The sequence below is a fragment of the Actinomadura sp. WAC 06369 genome, assembly GCF_003947565.1.
In the GTDB taxonomy this organism is placed as follows: Bacteria; Actinomycetota; Actinomycetes; order Streptosporangiales; family Streptosporangiaceae; genus Spirillospora; species Spirillospora rifamycini.
Window position 1 is genome coordinate 1 of the sequence record NZ_QHJN01000051.1, and the last position, 23,080, is coordinate 23,080.

The 23,080-nt window shown below is 73.3% G+C and carries 23 protein-coding genes; 13 read left to right on the plus strand and 10 right to left on the minus strand.

From position 1 onward, the window contains the following. Positions 1-326: 326 nt before the first annotated feature. From DMH08_RS16045 to DMH08_RS16075, 7 genes are all read left to right on the plus strand, one after another. Positions 327-1,292, plus strand: coding sequence for a carbohydrate ABC transporter permease (locus DMH08_RS16045; protein WP_125615268.1), 966 nt, complete (start codon positions 327-329; stop codon positions 1,290-1,292). Next, positions 1,289-2,125 carry a carbohydrate ABC transporter permease gene (locus DMH08_RS16050; RefSeq protein WP_051300723.1) on the plus strand — a complete coding sequence of 279 codons (837 nt, stop codon included), beginning with the start codon at positions 1,289-1,291 and terminating at the stop codon, positions 2,123-2,125. The genes DMH08_RS16045 and DMH08_RS16050 overlap by 4 nt, the downstream gene beginning before the upstream one ends. Beyond that, complete coding sequence (locus DMH08_RS16055; RefSeq protein WP_026402721.1) at positions 2,122-3,507, plus strand: ABC transporter substrate-binding protein; 1,386 nt, start codon at positions 2,122-2,124, stop codon at positions 3,505-3,507. The genes DMH08_RS16050 and DMH08_RS16055 overlap by 4 nt, the downstream gene beginning before the upstream one ends. Further along, positions 3,500-4,537, plus strand: a complete 1,038-nt coding sequence (locus DMH08_RS16060; RefSeq protein ID WP_233617632.1) for an ester cyclase — start codon at positions 3,500-3,502, stop codon at positions 4,535-4,537. Before DMH08_RS16055 ends, DMH08_RS16060 begins: the two co-directional genes overlap by 8 nt. Positions 4,538-4,617: 80 nt before the next feature. Then, complete coding sequence (gene hisD, locus DMH08_RS16065; RefSeq protein ID WP_026402723.1) at positions 4,618-5,934, plus strand: histidinol dehydrogenase; 1,317 nt, start codon at positions 4,618-4,620, stop codon at positions 5,932-5,934. Positions 5,935-5,968: 34 nt separating this feature from the next. Further along, positions 5,969-7,192, plus strand: coding sequence for an ester cyclase (locus DMH08_RS16070; protein WP_084550275.1), 1,224 nt, complete (start codon positions 5,969-5,971; stop codon positions 7,190-7,192). Between the two features lie 22 nt (positions 7,193-7,214). Beyond that, positions 7,215-8,009 (plus strand): nitrilase-related carbon-nitrogen hydrolase, encoded by a 795-nt coding sequence (locus DMH08_RS16075; protein ID WP_125615271.1) that lies wholly within the window; start codon positions 7,215-7,217, stop codon positions 8,007-8,009. Here the strand turns inward: DMH08_RS16075 and DMH08_RS16080 are convergent. After that, positions 8,003-8,695 (minus strand): class I SAM-dependent methyltransferase, encoded by a 693-nt coding sequence (locus tag DMH08_RS16080; RefSeq protein WP_026402726.1) that lies wholly within the window; start codon positions 8,693-8,695, stop codon positions 8,003-8,005. The genes DMH08_RS16075 and DMH08_RS16080 overlap by 7 nt on opposite strands. Positions 8,696-8,925: 230 nt before the next feature. Between DMH08_RS16080 and DMH08_RS16085 the strand changes: the two genes are divergently transcribed. Next, the gene (locus DMH08_RS16085) at positions 8,926-9,774 is read left to right on the plus strand and encodes a hypothetical protein (protein ID WP_125615274.1); all 849 of its coding nucleotides are present in this window, start codon (positions 8,926-8,928) and stop codon (positions 9,772-9,774) included. A 73-nt stretch (positions 9,775-9,847) separates the two neighbouring features. Here the strand turns inward: DMH08_RS16085 and DMH08_RS16090 are convergent, their stop codons facing one another. After that, positions 9,848-10,042, minus strand: a complete 195-nt coding sequence (locus DMH08_RS16090; RefSeq protein ID WP_125615277.1) for a DUF6243 family protein — start codon at positions 10,040-10,042, stop codon at positions 9,848-9,850. 230 nt (positions 10,043-10,272) lie between these two features. On the opposite strand from DMH08_RS16090, the gene DMH08_RS16095 reads away from it, so the two are divergent. Beyond that, a complete protein-coding gene (locus DMH08_RS16095; protein WP_026402729.1) occupies positions 10,273-11,343 on the plus strand; it encodes a quinone-dependent dihydroorotate dehydrogenase in 1,071 nt (356 codons plus the stop codon). Positions 11,344-11,382: 39 nt separating this feature from the next. Here DMH08_RS16095 and DMH08_RS16100 read toward each other — a convergent pair whose 3' ends face one another. From DMH08_RS16100 to DMH08_RS16115, 4 genes are all read right to left on the minus strand, one after another. After that, on the minus strand, positions 11,383-12,831 hold the full coding sequence (locus DMH08_RS16100; RefSeq protein ID WP_125615280.1) for a DUF7059 domain-containing protein: 1,449 nt from the start codon (positions 12,829-12,831) through the stop codon (positions 11,383-11,385). A 127-nt stretch (positions 12,832-12,958) separates the two neighbouring features. Further along, positions 12,959-13,786 (minus strand): N-acetylmuramoyl-L-alanine amidase, encoded by an 828-nt coding sequence (locus DMH08_RS16105; RefSeq protein ID WP_325052925.1) that lies wholly within the window; start codon positions 13,784-13,786, stop codon positions 12,959-12,961. A gap of 97 nt (positions 13,787-13,883) precedes the next feature. Continuing rightward, positions 13,884-14,120 (minus strand): hypothetical protein, encoded by a 237-nt coding sequence (locus tag DMH08_RS16110; protein ID WP_026402732.1) that lies wholly within the window; start codon positions 14,118-14,120, stop codon positions 13,884-13,886. 216 nt (positions 14,121-14,336) lie between these two features. After that, positions 14,337-15,389, minus strand: coding sequence for a LacI family DNA-binding transcriptional regulator (locus DMH08_RS16115; protein WP_425248253.1), 1,053 nt, complete (start codon positions 15,387-15,389; stop codon positions 14,337-14,339). A 317-nt stretch (positions 15,390-15,706) separates the two neighbouring features. On the opposite strand from DMH08_RS16115, the gene DMH08_RS16120 reads away from it, so the two are divergent. Next, on the plus strand, positions 15,707-16,429 hold the full coding sequence (locus DMH08_RS16120) for a TetR/AcrR family transcriptional regulator (RefSeq protein WP_125615283.1): 723 nt from the start codon (positions 15,707-15,709) through the stop codon (positions 16,427-16,429). Positions 16,430-16,743: 314 nt separating this feature from the next. Here the strand turns inward: DMH08_RS16120 and bldC are convergent, their stop codons facing one another. Together bldC and DMH08_RS16130 are read right to left on the minus strand one after the other, a co-directional pair. Continuing rightward, positions 16,744-16,947: a developmental transcriptional regulator BldC gene (gene bldC / locus DMH08_RS16125; protein WP_012850682.1), complete on the minus strand. Its 204-nt coding sequence runs from the start codon at positions 16,945-16,947 to the stop codon at positions 16,744-16,746. Positions 16,948-17,254: 307 nt separating this feature from the next. Further along, a complete protein-coding gene (locus DMH08_RS16130) occupies positions 17,255-18,121 on the minus strand; it encodes a hypothetical protein (RefSeq protein ID WP_425248252.1) in 867 nt (288 codons plus the stop codon). Between the two features lie 165 nt (positions 18,122-18,286). Between DMH08_RS16130 and DMH08_RS16135 the strand changes: the two genes are divergently transcribed. Further along, positions 18,287-19,369 carry a Leu/Phe/Val dehydrogenase gene (locus DMH08_RS16135; protein WP_125615285.1) on the plus strand — a complete coding sequence of 361 codons (1,083 nt, stop codon included), beginning with the start codon at positions 18,287-18,289 and terminating at the stop codon, positions 19,367-19,369. A 304-nt stretch (positions 19,370-19,673) separates the two neighbouring features. Further along, complete coding sequence (locus tag DMH08_RS16140; RefSeq protein ID WP_026402736.1) at positions 19,674-19,880, plus strand: DUF3073 domain-containing protein; 207 nt, start codon at positions 19,674-19,676, stop codon at positions 19,878-19,880. A gap of 211 nt (positions 19,881-20,091) precedes the next feature. Here the strand turns inward: DMH08_RS16140 and purM are convergent, their stop codons facing one another. Both purM and purF read right to left on the minus strand, forming a co-directional pair. Next, positions 20,092-21,117 (minus strand): phosphoribosylformylglycinamidine cyclo-ligase, encoded by a 1,026-nt coding sequence (purM, locus tag DMH08_RS16145; protein WP_125615288.1) that lies wholly within the window; start codon positions 21,115-21,117, stop codon positions 20,092-20,094. Further along, positions 21,114-22,568 (minus strand): amidophosphoribosyltransferase, encoded by a 1,455-nt coding sequence (gene purF, locus DMH08_RS16150; protein ID WP_125615291.1) that lies wholly within the window; start codon positions 22,566-22,568, stop codon positions 21,114-21,116. The genes purM and purF overlap by 4 nt, the downstream gene beginning before the upstream one ends. Before the next feature lie 127 nt (positions 22,569-22,695). On the opposite strand from purF, the gene DMH08_RS16155 reads away from it, so the two are divergent. Then, positions 22,696-23,076 carry a hypothetical protein gene (locus DMH08_RS16155; protein WP_034518111.1) on the plus strand — a complete coding sequence of 127 codons (381 nt, stop codon included), beginning with the start codon at positions 22,696-22,698 and terminating at the stop codon, positions 23,074-23,076. Positions 23,077-23,080: the final 4 nt, after the last annotated feature.

A 23,080-nucleotide genomic window follows, 5' to 3' on the forward strand; every position in this document is an offset into this window, starting at 1 on the left:
GCCCCTTCCCGCGCTCCGCCGCCCCTCTCCGCCCGCTTCGCGCGCCCGCGGATCGACCCGCGGCGCCGGAGGCCCGCCGGGCTATGCATACGGATATGCATAACGCCGGACGCCGAGGTCACCCCCGCACGACGGCCGTCACATGATGTTGAGCTGCGTGAACACGGCAAGTCCGCCCACCGTCGATCTTCTCGAAAAGTCGGCGACCAGGTGTTGAATCGTCGTTGTGAATACGCATACACTGCCCGGACCTGAGACCCCCGTCACCCCACGGCGAAGGAGCCCGCAGTGAAACCGAGGTCCCCAGCCCCCGCCTGGACCGTGCCATGGTGACGGCGACGGCCGAGCGCTCCGCCGCGTCCGGCGCCGCCCCGGCCGGGCGGCCGCCCGGGCCCGGCGCGGGGCGCGGGCGGCGGATGCGCCGCGCGGCACAGCCGTACCTGCACCTCGCCCCCGCCCTCGCCGCGGTCCTGCTCACCACTGTCTACCCGCTGGTCTCGGCGCTCGTGACCAGCTTCCGGCACTGGCGGCTGAACGAGTCCACGGCGCCCGGCGGGTTCGTCGGACTGGAGCAGTACCAGCGGGCCTTCCAGGACGACACGTTCTTCAACAGCGTCATGGTCACGCTGTGGTTCACGTTCGTGTCGGTGGTGCTGTCGGTCGGGATCGGGCTCGCGATGGCCCTGGTCCTCAACCGGCGCGGCCCGCTCACCGGGCTGACGAAGGCGCTGCTGATCCTGCCGTTCGCGGTGGCGCCCGCGCTCAAGGGCTTCTCGTGGCGGTTCATGATGAACCCCGACCACGGCGTCTACGACAAGATGATCGACGCCGTGTTCCCGTTCGCCGCCGACGTGAACTGGCTGGGGGAGCCGTTCTGGGCGCAGATGGTGCTGGTCCTGACCGAGGTGTGGGGCTGGGCGCCGCTGATCGCGCTGATGCTGCTCGGCGGGCTCGCGTCCGTCCCGGGCGAGGTCAACGAGGCCGCGCGGGTGGACGGCTGCTCGGCGTGGCAGCGGTTCCGGTACGTGACGTTCCCGCTGCTGCGGCCGCTGCTGCTGATCGTCGTCTTCCTCAAGGCGGTCTTCTCGCTGAAGCTGTTCGACCAGGTCGTCACCATCACCGGCGGCGGGCCGGGCCGGGCGACCGAGACCCTCAACTACTACGCCTACACGCAGGGCTTCACGTTCCTCGACATCGGCTACGCCTCGGCCGTCTCGTGGATCCTCGTCGTCGCCCTCGGCGTCCTCGCGACGGGCTACCTGATCGCCATGAACCGGCAGGAGGCGAAATGACCACCCGTGACCTGACCGCGCGGAAGGCGCTGGGCGGCGGGGCGCACCTGGCCGCCGTGCTGGCGATCCTGTTCTTCGTCCTGTTCCCCATCGTGTGGCTCGCGCTCACCGCGTTCCGCCCGGCGGCGGAGGCGTTCTCGACCTCCCCGCTCTTCGCGCCGACGCTGGAGAACTTCCGCGCGATCATCGGCGGGGAGAACGACCTCACCGCCGCCGCCGTGAACAGCGTCGTGGTGGGCACCGCGACGACGCTGATCTCGCTGCCGATGGCGCTGCTCGCCGCGTACGCGTTCTCCCGGCACCGGTTCCCCGGGCACCGGTCGATGCTGCTCGCGATGGTCGCGACCCAGTTCATCCCGGGCGTCGCGATCGCGCTGCCGTTCCTGACGCTGTTCCACGACCTCGGCCTGCTCGACACCCGCACGTCGCTGGTGGTCGTGAACCTGTCGCTCGTCGTCCCCTACATCACCTGGCTGCTGAAGGGGTTCGTGGACGGGCTGCCGATCGAGATCGAGGAGGCCGCGCGGCTCGACGGCTGCGGCCAGGTCCGGCTGCTGTGGCGGGTGGTGACGCCGCTGGCCGCGCCCGGCCTGTTCGTCTGCGCGGTGTTCTCGTTCCTGCTGTCGTGGAACGAGTTCCTGTTCCCGACGTTCCTGGCCAAGGAGAACGCGACGACGCTGCCCGTCGGGCTGATGACGCTCGTCCGCCCGGAAGGCGTCGCGTGGGGGCAGATGGCCGCCGCCGGCCTGCTGGTGATGGTGCCGATGCTGGTGATGTCGCTGTTCGTCCGCAAGCACTTCGCGCAGGGCATGACGATGGGAGCGATCAAGTGAAGCGAGGGTTCCTGCGCCGGCGGGCGTCCCGCCCCGCCGCGGCCGCGCTCGCGGCCGTCCTGCTCGCCGCCGGGTGCGGGACGGACGCCGAACGGCACGAGCTGGCGGACGTCGTCCGCGCCGGCCCCGTCGACGACCTCGGGCTGCGCACCGGCAAGCCGTACGACGGGACGAAGATCCGGCTGCTGATCTGCTGCAACACCGCCGCCCAGTTCCTCGCCATGCAGGACCGGACGGGCACGGAGTTCACGAAGCGGACCGGCATCGAGGTCGAGTGGGCGAACATCCCGTACGAGTCGTTCCTGCAGAAGATCGTCGCCGAGAGCGCGCTCGGCACCGGCACCTACGACCTGGTCGCCTGGACGGACGCGTTCGGCGCGTCCGTCCGGCTCGGGGTGCAGCCGCTCGACGGGGTGATGGAGCGGGCGGGCATGACGCTCGAGGACTACCCGCCGCCGTTCCGGGAGGCCGCCACCGCCGGGGACCCGGGGACGACGTACGGGCTGCCGGTCCGCGGGTACGCGTACTCGCTGTACTACCGGCAGGACGTCTACGAGAAGTTCGGGTTCGAGCCGCCGGAGACCTGGAACGAGTACCTCGGGCAGCTCGACGAGCTGAAGGAGTCGAGCCCGCGGCACCCGATCGCCGGGCAGTACGGGCGCGGCAGCGGCCAGAACCTGTTCACGTGGCTGTCGATGCTGTGGAGCAACGGCGGCGAGCTGTTCGACGAGGACGGGAACGTGGCGTTCACGAGCCCGCAGGGCGTCCAGGCCACCGAGAAGTACATCGAGATGATCCGCAAGGGGTACAGCCCGCCCGCGTCGGCGAACTGGACCGAGACCGAGGCCACGCAGTCGATGGAGCAGGGCCACGCGGACACCGTCCTGACCTGGACCTGGCAGTACGACGACTTCACGAACCCGGAGAAGGTGAAGCCGGAGGTCGCGGAGAACATCCGGGCCGCGCAGCTCCCCGGCTGGGAGGGCAAGGAGCGCGCGTCCTACGGCATGACGTGGCTGATGGGCGTGCTGCGCAGCTCCGAGAAGCAGGGCGCGGCGTGGGAGTACCTCAAGTGGGTCTCCAACGCGAAGACCGAGCGGGCCATCGCGCTCGACAAGTCGAAGCCCGAGCAGGCCACGGGCATCACCGTCCACACCTCGAACATGCTCGACCCCGAGGTCAACGAGGTGAACGGCGGCATCCCGAAGCTCCAGTACGAGGCGCTGCGCACCGGCCGCGTCATCCCGACCTCGATCAACTGGCCGCAGATCCAGGACACCATCGAGGTCGCGATCAACAAGATGGCGCACGGCGCCGACGTCCGGTCCGAGCTGCGGAGCGCCGCCGCCCGCATCAAGAAGATCGAGGAGACCGGTGGCTGACACGCCGACCCCTGACCCGACCGGCCTGCAAGAGGTCGCGTACGCGCCGTACCGCGACCCCGAGGAGTTCATCACCGAGTGGACCGACCGCATCTGGGTGCGGCGCGGCGTCGGGCTGATCCGCGAGAACTACGCGGCCGACTCGATCGTCCACGGCGCCTACGGGACCGTGCGCGGCGTCGAGCCCGTCGTGGCGTCCACCCTGCAGAAGATCAGCGCGTTCCCCGACCGGGTCGGGCAGGCCGACGACGTCGTGTGGGAGGCGCGCGGCGACGACGCGTTCGTCAGCTCGCACCGCGTGTTCAGCGCGGGCACCCACACGGGCGTCTCGCCCTACGGCCCGCCGACGCACCGCCCGTTCGTCTCCCGCACGATCGCCACCTGCCTGTACCGGCGCGGCGTGATGGAGGAGGAGTGGGTCGTGCGGGACGAGCTCGCGGTCGTCCGGCAGCTCGGCCTCGACCCGGACGCCGTCGCGCGGGGCGTCGCGTTCCCGGCGGGCGGCGGGCGCATCCTCGGCGACCCGCCCGCCGACCCGCTGGCGTGCGGCGACTCGGGGCCGCGCCCGGCGGGCGGGGCGCGGCGCGGCGAGTGCGAGCACGTCCTCGGGCTGATCGAGGACGTGTGGAACGGGCGGCGGCTCGACCGCGTCACCGACTTCGTCGCCCGCGACGTCACCTGCCACACCACCGGGCACCGCGACGTGATCCGCCCGGACGGCTACCAGCGCACGCTCCTCGACCTGCTGGCGCCCTTCCCGGACGCCCGGGTCGAGGTGCGGGACGTCGCCGCGCACGACTCGGCGGCGCACGGCGGCGTGCGGGTCGGCGTCGTGTGGTTCCTGCGCGGCACGTACGGCGGGACGCCCGCGTACGGGGCGCCGACGGGCTCGCCCGTCGAGGTGCTCGGCGCGTCCCAGTTCCTGTTCCGCGGCGGGCGGATCGTCCGGGAATGGCGGATCTACGACGAGATCTCCGTGCGCGCGCAGATCGCGCACGCCCGCGGCGACGAACCGTCCCCGGCGAACTGACCCGCACCGCTTCCTGCCCGCTCCCTGCCCGCTTCCTGCCCGCTTTCTGCTTCGTCCCCTTCTTCCCGAAAGGTTGATCCATGCGTTTCTCTCCCGCCCGGCTCGCCGAGCTCGAAGGGTCCTACCGGATCCTCAAGGCGCCGGGCTCCACGCGTCCGGCGGCGCAGACCGACCCGGCCGTCGCCGAACGGGTGTCGTCGATGCTCGCCGACATCGAGGCCGGCGGCCTGGACGCCGTCCTGCGGTACGCGCGGGAGCTGGACGGCTGGGACCGGCCGGACGTCGAGGTGTCCGGCGCCGACCTCGCCCGCAGCGGCGACGCGCTCCCGCCCGGGCTGCGGGACGCGCTGGCGCTCGGCGTCGAGCGGACCGCGGCGTTCGCCCGGGAGCAGCGCGCCCGGCTGACCGACTTCGAGACCGAGCTGGCGCCCGGCCTGGTCGCCGGGCAGCGGTACGTGCCGGTGCAGCGCGTCGGCGCGTACCTGCCCGCGGGCCGGTTCCCGCTGCTGGCCGGGGCCTGCATGACGGTCGGCGTCGCCAAGACCGCCGGCGTCGGGACGGTCGTGGCGTGCACCCCGCCGCGCCCGGACGGCAGCGCCGACCCGGCCGTCCTGTACGCGGCGCACCTGTCGGGCGCCGACCGCGTGTTCGTGCTCGGCGGCGTCCAGGCGCTCGCCGCGATGGCGTTCGGGCTGCTCGGCGAGGCGCCCGTCGACATGCTCGTCGGCCCCGGCAACGCGTACGTCGCGGAGGCGAAGCGGCAGCTTTTCGGGACGGTCGCGATCGACCTGCTCGCCGGGCCGTCCGAGGTCGCGGTGCTCGCCGACGACACCGCCGACGCCGAGCTCGTCGCCGCCGACCTGCTCGGGCAGGCCGAGCACGGCACCGAGTCCCCGGCGGCGCTGGTCACGACGTCCGAGCGGCTCGGGCTGGCGGTCGTCGCGGAGGCGGAGCGGCAGCTCGCGGCGCTGAAGACCCGCGACATCGCCGGGCCCGCCTGGCGCGACTTCGGGTCGGTGACCTGGGCGGCGGACGAGGCGACCGCGGTGGCGCTGATGGACGACCTCGCCCCCGAGCACCTCGAGATCCTCACCGCCGACGACGACCGGTACCTGGACGCCCTGCACAACTACGGGTCGGCGTTCCTCGGGCCGTGGAGCACCGTCGCGTACTCCGACAAGGGCATGGCGGGCACCAACCACGTGCTGCCGACCGCGGGCGGCGCGCGGCACAGCGCCGGGCTGTCGGTGTCGCGGTTCCTCAAGCCGCTCACCTACCAGCGCGCCGCGCGCGAGGCGACCCCGCTGCTGGCCGAGGCCGTCGAGGTGATCTCCTCGTACGAGGGGATGGCCGCGCACGGCGCGACCGCGACGCTCCGGCTCGCCCGGTACCGCTGAACCCGTCCACGAACGACACGAAAGGCAGACGAACATGGCGGACGACGAGCGCCGCGACGAACGGAACGACGAACAGGCCGGCGGCGGGCCGGCGCCGGCGGGCTCCGGCGGGCGGATCCCCGACCGGGCGCCGGGCGCGGCGGTGGCGATGTCCGCGCCGGTCCCGCGGACCATGCCGTCCGACTTCCGCATCTCGCTGCGGCCCGGCCACGGCGCGGACGTCCCGGGGACGGTGCACGGCGCGCGGCGGCAGCCGCTGCGCGGGTTCGAGGACGCCTACACCGACATCGTCGACTACATCGTGCGGATCACCCACCGCATCTGGGAGGACCAGGACGTCGGCTACATCTACGACACCTACAGCCCCGGCTGCCGCCTCTACGACGACACCGGGTTCAAGTACGGCGTCGAGCAGCTGGTGACGGGAACGATCCAGAGCATCAACGCCTTCCCCGACTGCCGGCACTACGCCGACGACGTGATCTGGGCGGGCGACGAGGACCACGGGTTCGTCACGTCGCACCGCGCGATCAACATCGGGCACCACACCGGCCCGTGGCGCTGGAGCCCGCCGACCGGGCGCCGCATGGAGACGTGGGTGATCGCGAACTGCGTCGTCCGGGAGAACGAGATCTACGAGGAGTGGGTCCTCTACAACACGGCCGCGAAGCTCGCGCAGCTCGGCATCGACGTGCGGGAGGCCGCCCGGATCTACGGCAACGAGGGCGGCGTCGCGCCGCTCGGCGAGCGCGGCGTCACCGAGGTCGAGCGGCTGGCCGGCGGCCGCCGCCCGCAGCCGTACCCGGCGGCGGACCCGCGCGCCGGGTTCGACCTGGAGCACACCGTCCGCGCCCTGTTCCACGACACCTACAACCGGCGCGACCTCAGCGCGGTCGACCGCGCGTACGCGCCGAACGTCCGCTGGCACGGGGCGTCGAACCGGTCCGGGTACGGGCGCGCGGACGTCCGGGGGATGGCGCGGAACCTGCTCGCCACGTTCCCCGACCTGGGGATGCAGGTCGACGAGGTGTACTGGATGGGCAACGACCGCGACGGGTACGCGGCGTCCGTCCGGTGGACGGCGGCGGGCACGCACCGCGGCCACGGCCTGTACGGGCGCCCGACCGGACGGCGCGTCCACCTGTGGGGCATCTCGCAGCTGTACTTCTCCGGCGGCCGCATCGTCGAGGAGTGGACGCTGTTCAACGAGTTCGACGTCCTCGCGCAGCTCCTGCGCGACGACCCGCCCGCGGCCTGACCGCCGTGCACCGGTGCCGGACATGACGCGGATCGTCTGCGCGCAGCTCGCCCCGGTCGTCGGCGACCTGCGCGGCAACCGGGTGCGGTCGGCGGCGGCGGTGCGGGACGCCGCCGCGCTCGGCGCGCACGTCATCGTGCTGCCCGAGCTGGTGACGTCCGGGTACGTGTTCGCGTCCGCCGCCGAGGCCGCGTCCGTCGCGATCACCCCGGCCGACCCGGTCTTCGGGGCGTGGGCGGACGCGGCGGGCGGCGCCGTGGTCGTCGGCGGGTTCTGCGAGCGGGGCCCGGACGGGCGCCTGTACAACAGCGCCGCCGTCGTCGACCGCGGCGCGGTCGCCGCCGTCTACCGCAAGACGCACCTGTGGGACACCGAGCAGCGGGTGTTCGCGGCGGGCGACCGCCCGGTCCCGGTCGTCCGGACGGCGGCCGGGCCGATCGGCGTCCCGATCTGCTACGACCTGGAGTTCCCGGAGGTGGTGCGGGCGCTCGCGCTCGGCGGGGCGCGGCTGCTCGCGGCGCCGGTGAACTGGCCGCTGGTGGACCGCCCGGCGGGCGAGCGGCCGCCGGAGGCGGTGATCGCGATGGCCGCCGCCCGCGTCAACCGGGTGTTCGTCGCGTGCTGCGACCGGACGGGCGACGAGCGCGGCGTCGCCTGGACGGGCGGCACCGTGATCGTCGGCGCGGACGGCTGGCCGCTCGCGACGCCCGGCCCGTCCGGGTTCGCGGTCGCGGACGTCGACCTGGCGGACGCGGCCGACAAGACCGCGAGCCCCCGCAACGACCTGCTGGGCGACCGGCGCCCCGAGCTCTACTGACCGCGCGGGTCGGGGATGATCCGGAACGCGACGAACGCCGGGAAGGTGCTCAGGGACGCGTGGTCGTCGGGGTGGCTCTCGGCCATCTCCGGGACGGGTCGCGGTTCGAGCAGCTCCTCGATGAGGAACCCGGCCCGCCGGAACACGGCGCCGAGGTCGGTGAGGGGCCGCCGCCACGCGCGGATCGGCCAGTCGTGGCCGTCGCTGAGCGACTCCTCGACCGCCTCGACGTCGAAGTAGGAGCCGCCGCGCCGCCACCACGACATCGCCGGGTGCTCGGTGGACAGGACGACCGCGCCCGCGGGCGCCAGCACCCGGCGGAACTCGCGGAGCAGCGCGACCGGGTCGTCCAGGTAGTGGACGGCGAGGGCGAGGACGACGAGGTCCACCGAGCCGTCCGGCACCCAGGCCAGCGGGTCGGCGAGGTCGTGCACCCGCAGGTCGGCGCGGCCGCCCGTCCGCTCCCGGGCCAGCTCGACGAACGTGGGGCTGGCGTCGCAGCCGAGGACCCGCGCGCCCCGCTCCAGCAGCTCCGCCGCGTACAGGCCGGGGCCGCATGCCGCGTCGAACACCGTCGCGCCCGCGACGTCGCCCGCGAGCCCGAGCACGGCCGGCCGGTCGTACAGGGCGTTGTAGGCGCTGGTCTCGGCGTGCGCGGCGTATTCGCGGGCGAAGCGTTCGTACATGCCCCGATCATCCCAGACAAGATCAACCGCGCTGTTCGCGCAGGTGGCCGCGGTACGCGCGCCCCGTGCCCCCGGCGTCGGCACGGGCCGCCGCCGCGGCCTCGCCGGGCGGGCGCCGCGGCAGTACGGTGATCGCCGGGAATCCGGGAGAACCGGATGAAACCGTCCGGGCTCGCCGCGGGTCAGATCTTCTGACGCGCGCAGGCGGCGGTCGGAGGGAGAAGAGAACCGTGAGCAGTGCCGACGACCCCGCCGACCGGACGTCCACGCCCGGGCCGTACGCCGACCTGTCGCGCGCGCCCCGCCCGCAGCCGCCCCGCCCCCACTCGAACCGCCCGCACGCCGACCGCGCGGGCGCCGACCGCGCGGGCGCCGACCGGGCGGGCGCGCCCCGGCCGTCCGGCGGCGAGTACGCGGGCCCCGCGTGGATCGTCGTCCCGCTGCGCGCCGTCGCGTTCGTGATCGTCCTGCCGTTCCGGCTGCTGTACGACCTGATCCGGGTGATCGGCAAGGGGCTCGGGTGGGTGCTCGGCGGCATCTGGAACGCCCTGTACAGGTGGGTCCTCGCCCCCGTGGGCCGCGCCGTCGCCACGACGCTGCACTACCTGCTCGTCGTCCCGGCGCGGTGGATCTACCGCGCCCTGCTGACCCCGCTGGGGCACGCGATCGTCGCGGTCCTGAAGTGGATCGGGTGGCTGCTCGACCTGGTGCTGCTGAAGCCGCTCGTCTGGCTGCTGAACGTGCTGGTCGTGATCCCGGCCGTCTGGCTGTGGAAGTACGTCCTCTACCCGCCGCTCGTGTGGATCGGGAAGGGGTTCCGGGCCCTGGGGCGCGGCATCGCCTGGATGTGGAACGTCCTGGTCGTGACGCCGTGGGGCTACGCCGCGCGGTTCCTCAAGTGGACGTGGCGGGTGTTCGTCGCGACCCCGTGCTCGTGGCTGTGGAGGAACGTGCTCAGCCCGGTCGGGCGCGCCGTCGGCGCCGTGCTGAACGTGGTCGTGGGCATTCCGTACCGGGCCGTCCGGCAGGCGCTCCGCGACGTCCGGCTCTCGCTCCGCCGCATGTTCCGCGGCGTGTAGGACGCTTCCGGGCGCCCTCCGCCGCCGGGCACGGGAAGCGCGCCGGCTCCCGGAGGAACCGGCGCGCGCCCGATCACTTCTCGTTCTGGTCGGCCTCCGCGCCGCGCCGCTCGTTGCGCTCCCGCATCTTCGCGAGCAGCTCGCGCTTCGCCGCGGCGGCGTCGTCGCGGTCGCCGGACGTCCGCGCCGCCTCGCCGCGCAGCGCGCGCCGCGAGACGTTGCCGCGCTGGCCGCCGACACCCAGCATGTTGTTGCGCTTCTTGGCCATGGTCACTCCCGTGGTTCGTGCTCTGGACAGTGCTGCACGTCCGGCCCCGGGAGCACGGCGGGTCTCAGCCGCCGATCACGCTCCGCCCGGACGGGTCGGCGCGGCGGGGGCGGTACGCCCGGATCGGAAGCGGCCACCATCCGGTGGCCACGGCATTGATCAGCATGGGGCCAGGTTATGCGGCGGCACCCTGAATCGTCGACACGAAATCCCTGGGATACTGGCGGGCGATGTACCGACTCCTGTTCGCACTGGTCATCGCCCGGGTCCCGGCCGAGACCGTGCACCACCTGACGATGCGGGCGCTGCGGGCGGTCCAGTCCGTGCCGGGACTCGCCCCGCTGCTGCGCCGCCTGCTGGTCCCCCGCGACCCGGCCCTGGCCGTCCGCGCGCTCGGGCTCGACTTCCCGAGCCCGCTCGGCCTCGCCGCCGGGTTCGACAAGGACGCCGTCGCCTACGAGGCGCTCGGCGCCTTCGGGTTCGGGCACGTCGAGATCGGCACGGTGACCGGGCGCCCGCAGCCCGGCAACCCGCGGCCGCGGCTGTTCCGGCTCCCCCTCGACCGGGCCGTCGTCAACCGGATGGGGTTCAACAACGCGGGCTCCGAGGCCGCCGCCGAGCGGCTGCGCGGGCGCGGCTCCGGCACGGTCGTCGGGGTCAACATCGGCAAGACGAAGGCCGTGCCGGAGGCCGAGGCCGCCGCCGACTACGTCGCGAGCGCCCGGCGGCTCGCCCCCCACGCCGACTACCTCGTCGTCAACGTCAGCTCGCCGAACACCCCCGGCCTGCGGAACCTCCAGGCCGTCGAGCATCTGCGCCCGCTGCTCCGCACGGTGCGCGAGGCCGCCGACGGCGCCGCGGGCCGACACGTCCCGCTGCTGGTCAAGATCGCCCCGGACCTCGCGGACGCCGACGTCGACGCCGTCGCCGACCTCGCCCTCGAACTCGGCCTGGACGGCGTCATCGCCACCAACACCACCATCGGCCGCGACGGGCTGCGCAGCGCGCCCGAGCTGGCCGCCGAGACCGGCGGCCTGTCCGGCGCGCCGCTCAAGGACCGCTCGGTCGAGGTGCTGCGCCGCCTCCGCGCCCGCGCCGGCGACCGGCTCGTCCTCGTGTCCGTCGGCGGCGTCGAGACCGCCGACGACGTGTGGGAGCGCGTGCGTGCGGGCGCCACGCTCGTCCAGGGGTACACGGGGATGATCTACGGCGGGCCGCTGTGGGCGCGCCGCGTCCAGCGCGACCTGGCCCGCCGCCTGCACGGCAGCGCCTTCGCCACCATCGAGGACGCCCGCGGCTGACCCGCCCGGCAGGCCGCGCGGGTTCGGTGGAAGCGGACGTCAGTGGAAGAAGCCGTCGGCGATGAGTTCCGGCAGGACGGCGTCCGCGTGCGCGCGCACACTGCCGGCGTCCATTCCGGTGAGGCGCGCGATGGCGTCGAGGAGCGGTTCCAGGGGCAGCGAGCCGTCGCAGACGCCCGCGAGCCCGGCCTCGACCGTTCCGACGCCCGCCGCCCGGCGGAGCCGGCCGGTCTGGCGCAGCACGATCCGCTCCGGGTCCTCGGCGCCGGGCGGGCCGATCTGCTCCTGCACCAGACCGGGCGCCGCGCGCAGCGTTCGTCCACAGGCTGTGGAAAACTCGGCGCCCGCCCGGAACCCGTCGAGGACCTCGTCCACGTAGGCGCCGACGGGCTCCTCGACCGCGTGCCGCAGCTCCTCGACCCGCACCGGCCCGCCGCCGCGCCGCAGCGTGATCCACCCGAATCCGACGCCCGTCACCCGGTGCCGCTCGAAGTGCTCCAGCCACGCGTCGTACCGCGCGCGGTACTCCGGCGTGCCCGCCTCGCACGAGTCCCGCAGCCACAGTTCCGCGTACTCCGCCGGGTCCTGGACGTCCCGCTGGACGACCCACGCCGCGCACCCGGACGCCTCGGCCCAGCCGCCGACGCGCTCGTCCCACGGGACCCCGTCGACGTGCAGCCAATTGGCCAGGAGCTGGCAATATCCCCCGTCGTTCAGCATTTCCGCGGACTCCGTGACGAGCCGCCTGCAGAAGTCGTCGCCCGGCATTCCGGACTCGCGGTAGGTGAACGTGCGGTCGCCGGGCGGCGCGATGACGAACGGCGGGTTCGACACGATCAGGTCGAAGCGCCGTCCCCGCACGGGCTCGAACAGCGGCCCCCGGAGCGTCTCGGCGTTCTCGGTCCCGGACAGCGCGAAACTCATCTCCGCGAGGTCGAGCGCCCGCGCGTTGACGTCCGTCGCGGTGATGCGCCGCGCCTGCCCGCGCGCCCCGAGATGCACCGCCTGCACGCCGCATCCGGTCCCGAGGTCGAGCACGTTATCCACAGGGCTGTGGACAACCAGGCGCGCGAGGCTCCCGGACGCCCCGCCCGCGCCGACCACGTGATCGGGCGCCGGGACCCCGTCGCCCGGCCGCACCTTCCGGTCCGACACGACGTACCCGGCGTGGCCGTCCCCGCCGACGGCCTCCAGCGGCTCGACATGGAACAGCCCCCGGACCTCGCCGGCCGACTCCTCCGCGAGCCCCGCGCGGACGAGCTCGTCCGTCGTCCCGTCCGGGGGCACCGGCACCTGGAGCCACAGCAGCCGGGTCAGCACCTCCAGCGCCGACCCGCCCCGGGTCGCCCGCAGCGCGGGCACGATCTCGTCCCGCGCCAGCGCCCCGCCCGCCACCGGCCCCAGCAGCGCGCGCACACCGGCGACGGTGTACCCGGCCTCCTGCAGGACGTCACGGACACGGCTCAGCGGCACAGCAAGATCGGACATCCCCCCATCCTGCCCGCCGCCCCGCTCCCGCACCGCCGAACACCCCGGACGGGCGCGGACGGGCGGGCGCGGACGGACGGGCGCGGACGGACGGGTCAGGCGCGCCGCTGGTCGGGCGTCCTGCGGGTCAGGCGAAGTAGCGCTCGAAGCCCTGGGCGAGGGAGTCGGCGATGCGCTCGCGGAACCGCGGGTCCTTCATCTTGGCCGCCTCGTCCGCGTTGCGCATGTTGCCAACCTCCAGGAAGACCTTCGGGACGGTCGACATGTTCAGGCCGCCGAGGTCGTCGCGGAAGTCCATCCCCTTCTCGCCCAGGTAGTTCGAGTAGGGGACGCCGGTGCCCTCCTTGAAGGCGTCGCGGAGGGCGAGGCCCAGGTCGCGGGACGCGGGCACCACCGCGGCGTTCCGGCCGATCGACTCGGGCGCGATGATGTGGAAGCCGTGCCCGGACGCCGACGTGCCGTCCGCGTGGACGGACAGGGCCGCGTCGGCCTTCAGCTTGTTGGCGAGCCCGGCGCGCTCGGTAATGCACGGGCCGACGCCGTCGTCGCTGTCGCGGGTCAGGGTCACCTCGGCACCCTCGGCCTCCAGGGCCTTCTCGAGCCGCTTGGAGACGTCCCAGGTGAACGCGTGCTCGCTGTAGCCGTCGTCGGTGCTGGTGCCGGTCGTGTCGCACGCCTTGCTGCCGTTGCCGATCTTGACCTGCTTGTTGATCTCGTCCGGGTGGTCGGCGTTGCCGCCGTTGTGCCCCGGGTCGATCACGATCACCTTGCCGTCCAGCGGGGACGACGCGTCGGGCGACGCGGAACGCTGCTGTTCGGCGCCCGCGGGGGACGTGGCGCCCGCCGTCGGAGGCTGCGCCGCGTCCCCGGACCCGCCGCCCGTGCCGCAGGCGACGAGGGCGCCGAGGCTCAGCGCGAGGCCGACGACCGCAGGGCCGCCTCGTTTGATGCGCACAGGCAGATTCCTCCGTGATGGGTTCGTTATCGCCGATGCCAGTCTGCACCGGGCATCGAGTTCGTCAAACGAAAGTCACGGGGAAAGGCATTCCCGATCAGCGGAAAGGATCTTCCCGGCCGAGCAGCGCGGCGAGCGCCCGCGCCTCCTCCGCGTCCAGGCCGAGCACCACGCGGGGACGTCCCCACGGATGGTCGATGGAGTGCGCCACGTAACTCGCGACGGACTCCGACACCTGCTCGGTGAGGCCGCGCGCGTGCCTCCACCGCGACCAGGCCCGTTCCAACTCGCTCGCGGCGCGCTGCGCGCACGACACCAGCTCCGGATCACGCACGGCTGACCCCCCGATCGTCCACGACCCTTCCGTGCCGCCCCGGCGCGCGGGTCCGGGCCGGACGGCCGCGCCGGCGCCCGGCCGGGGGCCGTCCGGCCCGCCTGACCCCGGCCCGCCGAACGGTGAGTCCATTAACCCCCCGGCGGCCGTCCGGAGTCCGGCGAATGCCCCGGCCTTGGCCCGCCCGTTACCCGATGCGGACCGGTTCGGGAGACGTCAGGCGGGGACCGGGCCCGTGGTCGAGCGGACCACCAGGTGCGGGACGACGAGGTTCTGCCGGGCGGCGCGGGAGGGGTCGCCGATGCGGGCGGTGAGCATCTCGGCCGCGAGGCGGCCCATGTCGCGGCGCGGCTGGTCGACGCTCGTGAGGGAGATGTGCCGGATAGCCGCGAGATGGGTGTTGTCGTAGCCGATGACCGACAGGTCGGCGGGGACCCGCAGGTCGAGCTCCACCGCCGCCGAGAGCGCCCCGGTCGCGACGAGGTCGTTCGGCGCGAAGATCGCGGTGGGGCGGCGGTCGCGGCGCAGCAGGCCGCGCGCGGCCCGGTAGCCGCCCTCCTCGGTGAAGTCGCCCGGCTGCACGGCGATCTCGTCCTCCAGCCCGTGCCGCCGCATCGCCCTCTCGTAGCCGATGCGCCGGTACCGGGCGGCGGTCGAGCGGGTGCCCTCGATGTGGGCGATGCGCCGGTGGCCGAGCGACACCAGGTGGTCGACGGCGAGGCTGGCGCCGAGCTCGTCGTCGTCCACGACGATGTCGACGCCCTTGACGTCCCGCTCGCCGACCACGACGACGGGGACGCTCGCCGCCGCGTCCTTCAGCGAGTCGGGGACGACGCTGAGGAGCACCAGCCCGTCCACCCGCATCTCGAGGAACGCCTCGACGGCCTCGGCCTCGAACATCGGGTCCCAGCGGCCGCTGCCGACGAGCATGCGGAGCCCGGCGCCGTGCAGGCTCTCCTGCAGCCCGTCGAGGAACTCCGCGAAGAACGGGTTGTGCAGGTCGGCGACGATCGCGCCGATGAGGCGCGTGCGTCCCTCGACGAGGCTGCGGGCCACGGCGTTGGGCCGGTAGCCGAGTTCCCGCGCGGCCTGCAGGACGGCCTGCCGGCGGCGCTCGCTGACGTGCGGGGAGCCGCGCATCACCAGGGAGACGAGGGATTTGGAGACCCCGGCCCGCTCGGCGACGTTGCGGATCGTCGGCTTCGGCGCGGGCACGGACCTCCCCTCGTCGCGGGCGGCCGACGAGGGGCGCCGCGGCCTGGGCACCACGACGTCCCTCTGCGTCTTGTGCGGGGGGTCTACTTCACCAGACATGGCACTCCGTCCAGGGGGGCCTGCGGGACCTGCCGTCACGGCGCGCCTGGGGCCGCGGCGCGCCTCCTCCGCGCGGGAGGAGATGCCATGATGCCTTGGCTTCCCCACAAATCGTCGCAACAGGGAGTAACGGTCCGCCGCCAAACCGGGTTCGGGTCTGTGGTGTCCCGGATCACATCGCGGCACGGAGCGGGTCGCGCGAGGGGAACGGGACGCCCCGCGGCCGGCTCGGTACGGCGTGCCCCGGGCGGCGCCTCGGATACCCTGCGCAGGTGGCAGAACGTGCGGTGACCGGTGACAGGGCGCGGAGCCGGCAGCGCGGCGGGCAGGGACGTCGCAGGCTCAGCGTGGACGAACGACGGGAAGAACTGATCGAGGCCGCCCTGCAGCTGTTCAGCACGCGGTCGCCGGAGGACGTCTCCATCGACGACGTCGCGGCGGCGGCGGGCGCGTCCCGGGCGCTCGTCTACCACTACTTCGGCGGCAAGTACGAGCTGTACATCGCGGCGCTCGGCAGCGCGGCGAAGAAGCTGTCGGTGCTGCTGGAGCCGCCGACCGAGGGCAAGCCGCTGGAGCGGCTCGGCGTCTCGCTCGAACGGTACTTCGACTTCGTGGAGAGCCACGCGGCCGGCTACACGGCCCTGCTGCGCGGCGGCCCGGCCGACCGGTCGGGCGAGGTCGGCGAGATCGTCGACGGCATCCGCCAGCTCCTGCTGGACCGGATCCTGCACTCGCTGGCCGTGGACGTCCCGGAGCCGACGCTGCGGATCACGCTGCGCGCGTGGATGGCGGCCGTCGAGACGGCGGGGCTCGACTGGCTCGAGAACCGCGACGTCGCGCGGGCCGACCTGGAACGGCTCCTCGTCGACCACCTGGTCGTGATGCTGCACGTCGCGGGCCGGCACGACCCCGGCACCGGCGCCCTGTTCGACCGTCTCGCGCACGAGGAGCTCACCCCGGGGCAGGCGGCCGGGCCGCTGTCCGGGCAGGCGTGAGGTCCGGCCGGGCGGCCGGCTGAGCACCGCCGGGCCGGCGGGCCCCGCCGGGGCGATCGGTCCACTCGGGACGGGTGTGACCGCCGTGACTCGGGTGACCACTATCGGCCACCCCCTTGCCGCGCGCGCCCGCCGTGGTTCCGTCCATGTTCCGGGCATGCCGGAGTCCCGCCCGGCGAGTCGCGGGCGGGACGTCCGATCGAACCGTGAGCGGGCCGGGACCGCGATTCTCGGATGACCGTGGTCCCGGGCCGTTCCCGGCCCCCCTGTGATGCGTCCGGCGTGCCGGTGCGGGGCGCGCCGGCCCGGCGCGGCTACTCCGAGCGCTGCTGCGGGATTCCCGCCAGCAGCGCCCGCACCTCCGCCTCGCGGTAGCGCCGGTGCCCCCCGAGCGTCCGGATGGACGTGAGCTTGCCCGCCTTCGCCCAGCGCGTGACGGTCTTGGGGTCGACGCGGAACATCGTCGCCACCTCCGCCGGCGTCAGCAGGGGCTCGGCCTCTGGCGTACGTGCTGACATGTTTGCGGCCTCTCCTCCGTGGACCGATGACAGCGATCCTGCGATTGATCCTCGCGCGGTCACTGATGTCCCCTATGGCCCGAAAGAGCCACTATGACATCACAACGTGTAACCTTGCCACCACTGAGCGCAACAAGCAAGTTCCTGGCGTACGTTGCGGGCAAACATCCCCTCGTACGCCACGAGCTGCGCATCGGCGATGAACATCGGGTCACGCTGTGTGATTCTAGCGACACGTATAGTCGTATCGCGCGCAGATTCGGGAATTTTGTTCAGTACGTCCACGGGACCGGCATCCCGACGGGCTTCAGTTGGCGGACTCCAAAGCCCGGACGGGGCGCCAGCGGGCCAGGAGCCGCTTGTACATCGCGACGGTCAGCTCCGCCTCACCGCGCTCCATCCCGGTGAGGGCCACCGACATCTCCGCGACCGACTCGTCCGCCCGCAGCGCCTCGTCGTCCAGGAGACGGACGAGCCCGCCGTAGTCGAGCTCGACGAGCGCGCGGGGATGGAACTCGCCCAGCCACCGGGACAGCGTCTCCAAGCGCCCGGCGGAGAGCAGGTACACGTCGCCCGAGCCGTCCCCCAGGGTCTCCCGGACGATCGGCAGCGCGTGGTCCACGCGGCGGCGGGCCTCGCCCATCGACGTGACGTAGAGCAGCGTGCGCGGGGGCGCGGCCGTCGCGGGCCCCTGCCCCGCGAGCTCGCACGCGGCGCCGCCGTCCGGTCCGGGGGCGCCCAGGGTCAGCGAGCGCTCGGTGCGGACGAACGGCACGAACCAGTCCAGCGGGACGTGCCACGTGCTCGTCAGGATGTGCGGGCGCATCGGGCGCCCGGCCCGCTTCCAGCGCTCGAACGCCTGCGCGATGCGCTCGGACTGCGGCGGCGGGACGAACGCGGCGGCGACCCCCGCCGGGTGCTCGTCGCGGAACCGCTCGAACGCGATCCACGAGCGCAGCCGCGTCTCCCACGGGCACACGTAGATCATGTCGTCGGTGCGGCGCACGTAGGCGTCGCGGCTCTCCCGGTCCGGGACGGCCTCCGGCGGGACGGCGGCGAGCCGGTGGGCCGCGTCGCGCTGCTCGGCGCCGAGCGCGTGGATCCGTCGCGGGCGCCGCCGGGACTCGGCATAGGCCGTCCACAACGTCCGCGCCGGTTCCTGGAAGGCGGTCACCGGTTCGTATACCCGTAGGTACGCGGCGTACGGAAACACGAACGCATCGTGGCACGAGACCCGCCCGGCGGTCGCGGCGACGGGCCCGGCGAGACGCCCGCGTTACCTCCCGGTGGGGCTCCGCGCGCCCTAGGCTGATCAGTGGACAGGAAGGAGGGCACTACCGTGCCTAACGTCTTCGGGTCGCCCCACAAGGGCTCGGAACCCCGCCACGAGCAGGTCGTCTTCTGCCAGGACGAGGCCAGCGGCCTGCGCGCCATCATCGCGATCTACTCCACCGCCCTCGGGCCGTCCCTGGGCGGCACCCGCTTCTACCCGTACGGGTCGGAGGAGGAGGCGCTCGCCGACGTGCTGAACCTCTCCCGGGGCATGGCGTACAAGAACGCCCTCGCCGGGCTGGACCACGGCGGCGGCAAGGCCGTCATCCTCGGCGACCCCTCCAAGGACAAGACCGAGGCGCTCCTGCGCGCCTACGGACGGTTCGTCAGGTCCCTCGGCGGCCGCTACTACACCGCGTGCGACGTCGGCACGTTCAGCGAGGACATGGACCTCGTCGCCCGCGAGTGCGAGTTCGTCACCGGGCGGACCGTCGCGAACGGCGGCGCGGGCGACTCGTCCATCCTGACGGCCTACGGCGTGTTCCAGGGGATGCGCGCCGCCGCCGAGACGGTGTGGGGAGCCCCCACCCTGCGCGGCCGGCGGGTCGGCGTGGAGGGCGTCGGGAAGGTCGGCCACCGCCTCGTCGAGCACCTGCGCGAGGACGGCGCGGACGTCGTCGTCTGCGATGTGAGCGAGGCCGCCGTCGAACGCGTCCGGGCGCTGCACCCCGAGATCGAGGTCGTCGCGGACGGCGACGCGATGATCCGCGCGGACCTCGACGTGTACGCCCCGTGCGCGCTCGGCGGGTCCCTGAACGACGACACGGTGCCCGCCCTCGGCGCCCGGGTCGTCTGCGGCGCCGCCAACAACCAGCTCGCGCACCCCGGCGTGGAGAAGAACCTCGCCGACCGGGACGTCCTGTACGCGCCCGACTACGTGGTGAACTCGGGCGGTGTGATCCAGGTCGCGGACGAGATCACCGGGTTCGACTTCGAACGCGCCAAGTCGCGGGCGTCCGGCATCTACGACACGACCCGGAAGATCTTCGAGCTCGCCGCCGACGAGGGGGTCCCCCCGGCGGTGGCCGCCGACCGCCTCGCCGAGCGCCGGATGTCCGAGATCGGCCGTCTGCGCGGCATTTTCGTCTGACCCCGCACCGGCCGTCGTGGGGCGCCGTAACCGCGTCCCACGACGGCCGTCGGGCTCTTGACGTTCCGTTCGGCCCGGCGTGACCAGCGCTCACATGACGTCAAGTCGGTCCACTGGCACCTACCGGATACACTGGAGTTCCCGAACAAGAGCGCCGCCACGTACCGCCGAAGTACCGAGCCGGGCGCAAAACGGGTACGGTTGTACTCGTGACTGACGCATGGCTCATCAGGCATCGGTTCGTGTGGTACACGCGCGCGTTGATGGGCCCACGAAAGCCCTGACCATCGAGGGGGTCGAGCCAATGGGTCGCGGCCGAGCCAAGGCCAAGCAGGTGAAGGTTGCCCGCCAGCTCAAGTACAACAGCGGCAACACGGACCTCGACCGCCTGAAGAGCGAACTCGGAGTCAAGGACTCCGCCGGCGACGACTACGACGAGCTCGCCGAGAAGTACGCCGACTATGCCGATGACTACGGCACCGAGGACCGCAAGGACCAATCCTCGGGTTGATGTCTGACACCAGCGCCATCCCCCGCGTCGCGGGGGGTGGCGCTGGTGTTTGTTCACCCTGTTCTCTTGCGTCGCCCTCGGCGCGCTTCGGCCTGGGCGCGTTCGTACGGCTCTGAGAGCGCCGTGAGGCGTCCGGGGTTACCGGGTTTTGGCCAGGAACGCTCCAAAGGCCCTACGAGGCTTCTGGGGCCTTCGGGGGCGTCCGGGGCGGTCAGGTGAGGGTGGCCTGGCCGGTGCCCTCGGTGGTCTCCCCGAGGATCCAGGACGGGACGCCGCGCTCGGCGAGCAGACGCAGCGCCGCGTCGGCCCTGTCGGGCGCGACGATCGCGGCCATGCCCACACCGAGGTTGAACGTCTTGTCCATCTCGGCCTGGGGCACGTCGCCGTGGCTCTGCAGCACGCGGAACAGGGGCGGGACCTCCCAGGAACCGCGGTCCAGGACGGCGTCGACGTTCGCGGGCAGGGAGCGGGCGAGGTTCGCGGCGAGGCCGCCCCCGGTGATGTGCGCGAACGCGTGGACGCCCCCGGCGGCGGTCAGGGCGAGGCAGTCCTTGGCGTAGATCCGCGTCGGGGTGAGGAGCTCCTCGCCGAGAGTGCGGTCGAGGTCGCCGGGGCGGGAGTCGAGGGCCAGGTCCGTCGTGGCGAGGATGTGCCGGACGAGCGAGTAGCCGTTCGCGTGCACGCCCGACGAGGCCATCGCGATGACGGCGTCGCCCGCGCGGACGCGTTCGGGGCCGAGGATGTCGTCCGCCTCGACGACGCCCGTTCCGGCGCCCGCGATGTCGAACTCGTCCGGTCCGAGGAGGCCGGGGTGCTCGGCGGTCTCGCCGCCGACGAGGGCGCAGCCCGCGAGGGCGCACGCGTCGGCGATGCCGCCGACGATGTCGGCGATGCGCTCGGGGACGACCTTGCCGCAGGCGATGTAGTCGGTCATGAACAGCGGCTCGGCACCGCACACCGCGAGGTCGTCGATGACCATGCCGACGAGGTCGTGGCCAACGGTGTCGTAGACGCCGAGGCGGCGGGCGAGGTCGACCTTGGTGCCGACGCCGTCGGTGGAGGTGGCGAGCAGCGGGCGCTTGTAGCGCTGGAACGCGGAGGCGTCGAAGAGCCCAGCGAAGCCGCTGGCGTCGTCCACGACCTCGGGACGGCGGGAGCGGGCCACCCGGGACTTCATCAGCTCGACGGCGCGCTCGCCGGCCGCGATGTCCACCCCGGCGGCCTCGTACGAGGTCATCGTCCGGCCTCCAGCAGGTGCTTGCCGCGCTCGGACCGCTCGACCTCGATGGGGTAGACCCCGTCGAAGCAGGCGCGGCAGAGGCGGTCCTTGGCGATGTGCGACGCGGAGATCAGCTCGTCCAGCGAGATGAAGCCGAGGCTGTCGGCGCCGATGGAGTCGCGGATCTCCTCCACCGACAGGTTCCCGGCGATCAGCTCGGCGCGGGTGGCGAAGTCGATGCCGTAGAAGCAGGGCCACGCGACGGGCGGGCTGGAGATGCGGACGTGCACCTCGGCGGCGCCCGCGTCGCGCAGCATCCCGACGATCGCGCGCTGCGTGTTGCCGCGGACGATCGAGTCGTCGACGACGACGAGGCGCTTGCCCTCGATGGCCTCGCGCAGCGGGTTCAGCTTCAGCCGGATGCCGAGCTGCCGGATCGTCTGGGACGGCTGGATGAACGTCCGTCCGACGTAGGAGTTCTTGACGAGCCCCTGACCGTAGGGGATGCCGGACGCCTCGGCGTAGCCGATCGCGGCCGGGGTGCCCGACTCGGGCGTCGGGATGACCATGTCGGCCTCGACGGGGTGCTCGCGGGCCAGGCGGCGACCCACCTCGACGCGGGTGGCCTGGACGCTGCGCCCGGCGATGGTCGTGTCGGGGCGGGCGAGGTACACGTACTCGAACAGGCAGCCCTTGGGGCGGGCCTCGGCGAACCGCTCGGAGCGGACGCCGTCCGCGTCGATCGCGATCATCTCGCCGGGCTCGATCTCCCGGACGAACCGGGCGCCGACGATGTCGAGGCCGGCGGTCTCGGACGCGACGACCCAGCCGCCGTGGCCCTCCAGGGAGCCGAGGACGAGCGGGCGGATGCCCTCCGGGTCGCGGGCGGCGTACAGGGTGTGCTCGTCCATGAAGACCAGCGAGTACGCGCCGCGGGTGGCGGGCAGGACGTGCCGCGCCGCCTGCAGCGGGCCGCCCTCGCGGGCGCACAGCAGGGCGGTGAGGACCTCGGTGTCGGTGGTCGCGGTGAGGGTGCCCGGGGGCAGCTCCTCGGCGAGTTCGCGGGTGTTGATCAGGTTGCCGTTGTGGACGAGCGCGAGCCCGCCCGCGTCGGTCGGGCGGAACGTGGGCTGCGCGTTCTCCCACGTCGGCGAGCCCGTCGTGGAGTAGCGGCAGTGGCCCACGGCGATGTGGCCGCGCAGGGTGTTCAGGACGGACTCGTCGAAGACCTGGGCGACGAGGCCCATGTCCTTGAAGACGACGATACGGTCGCCGTCGCTCACGGCGATGCCCGCGGACTCCTGCCCGCGGTGCTGGAGCGCGTACAGGCCGTAGTAGGTGAGCTTGCTCACCTCCGCCTTGGCCGCCTGGTCCCCGGGGACCCAGACGCCGAACACCCCGCAGGCGTCCTGCGGGGGGCGGTCGGTGGGATCGATGTCGTGGCTCAGACGTCCATCACGGAGAGGCACGCCCGTCAGTCTAGATGCCACCTTCACCTGCTCGGATCGGTGGATCTCATTAAGCGACCTTTACCCCCTGCTACCACGGGCTTCAGGCGCGGCACGGAAATGTATGGCCCGAGACGGGGAGGACTGGATGACGCTGCCTGGGTACCACACCTACACACCCCCCGCCCCGCGCCCGCGCAGCGGGCTGGCGCGGGCGTCCCTGGTGCTCGGGATCGTCGGGCTCCTGGGGCTGGCGGTGTGCCTGCTGGGCGTGGTGCCCGCGCTCGTGGGACTCGTCCTCGGCGCCGTCTCGCTGGCCCGGCACGACGCCGACCGCTGGCCCGCCGTGGCGGGGGTCGCGTGCGCCGCGGTGGCGCTCGTCCTCGGCGGCGTGGCGCTGTTCGTCCTGCTGAGCAAGGCGGCGGAGTGCGGCGACGAGAGCCGGTACCCCAGCGCGGACGAGCGCCGCGGCTGCGTCGAGCGCGAGTTCCCCTTCGCGCGCTCCAGCCTGGCGCCCATCTCCAGGTGACGCC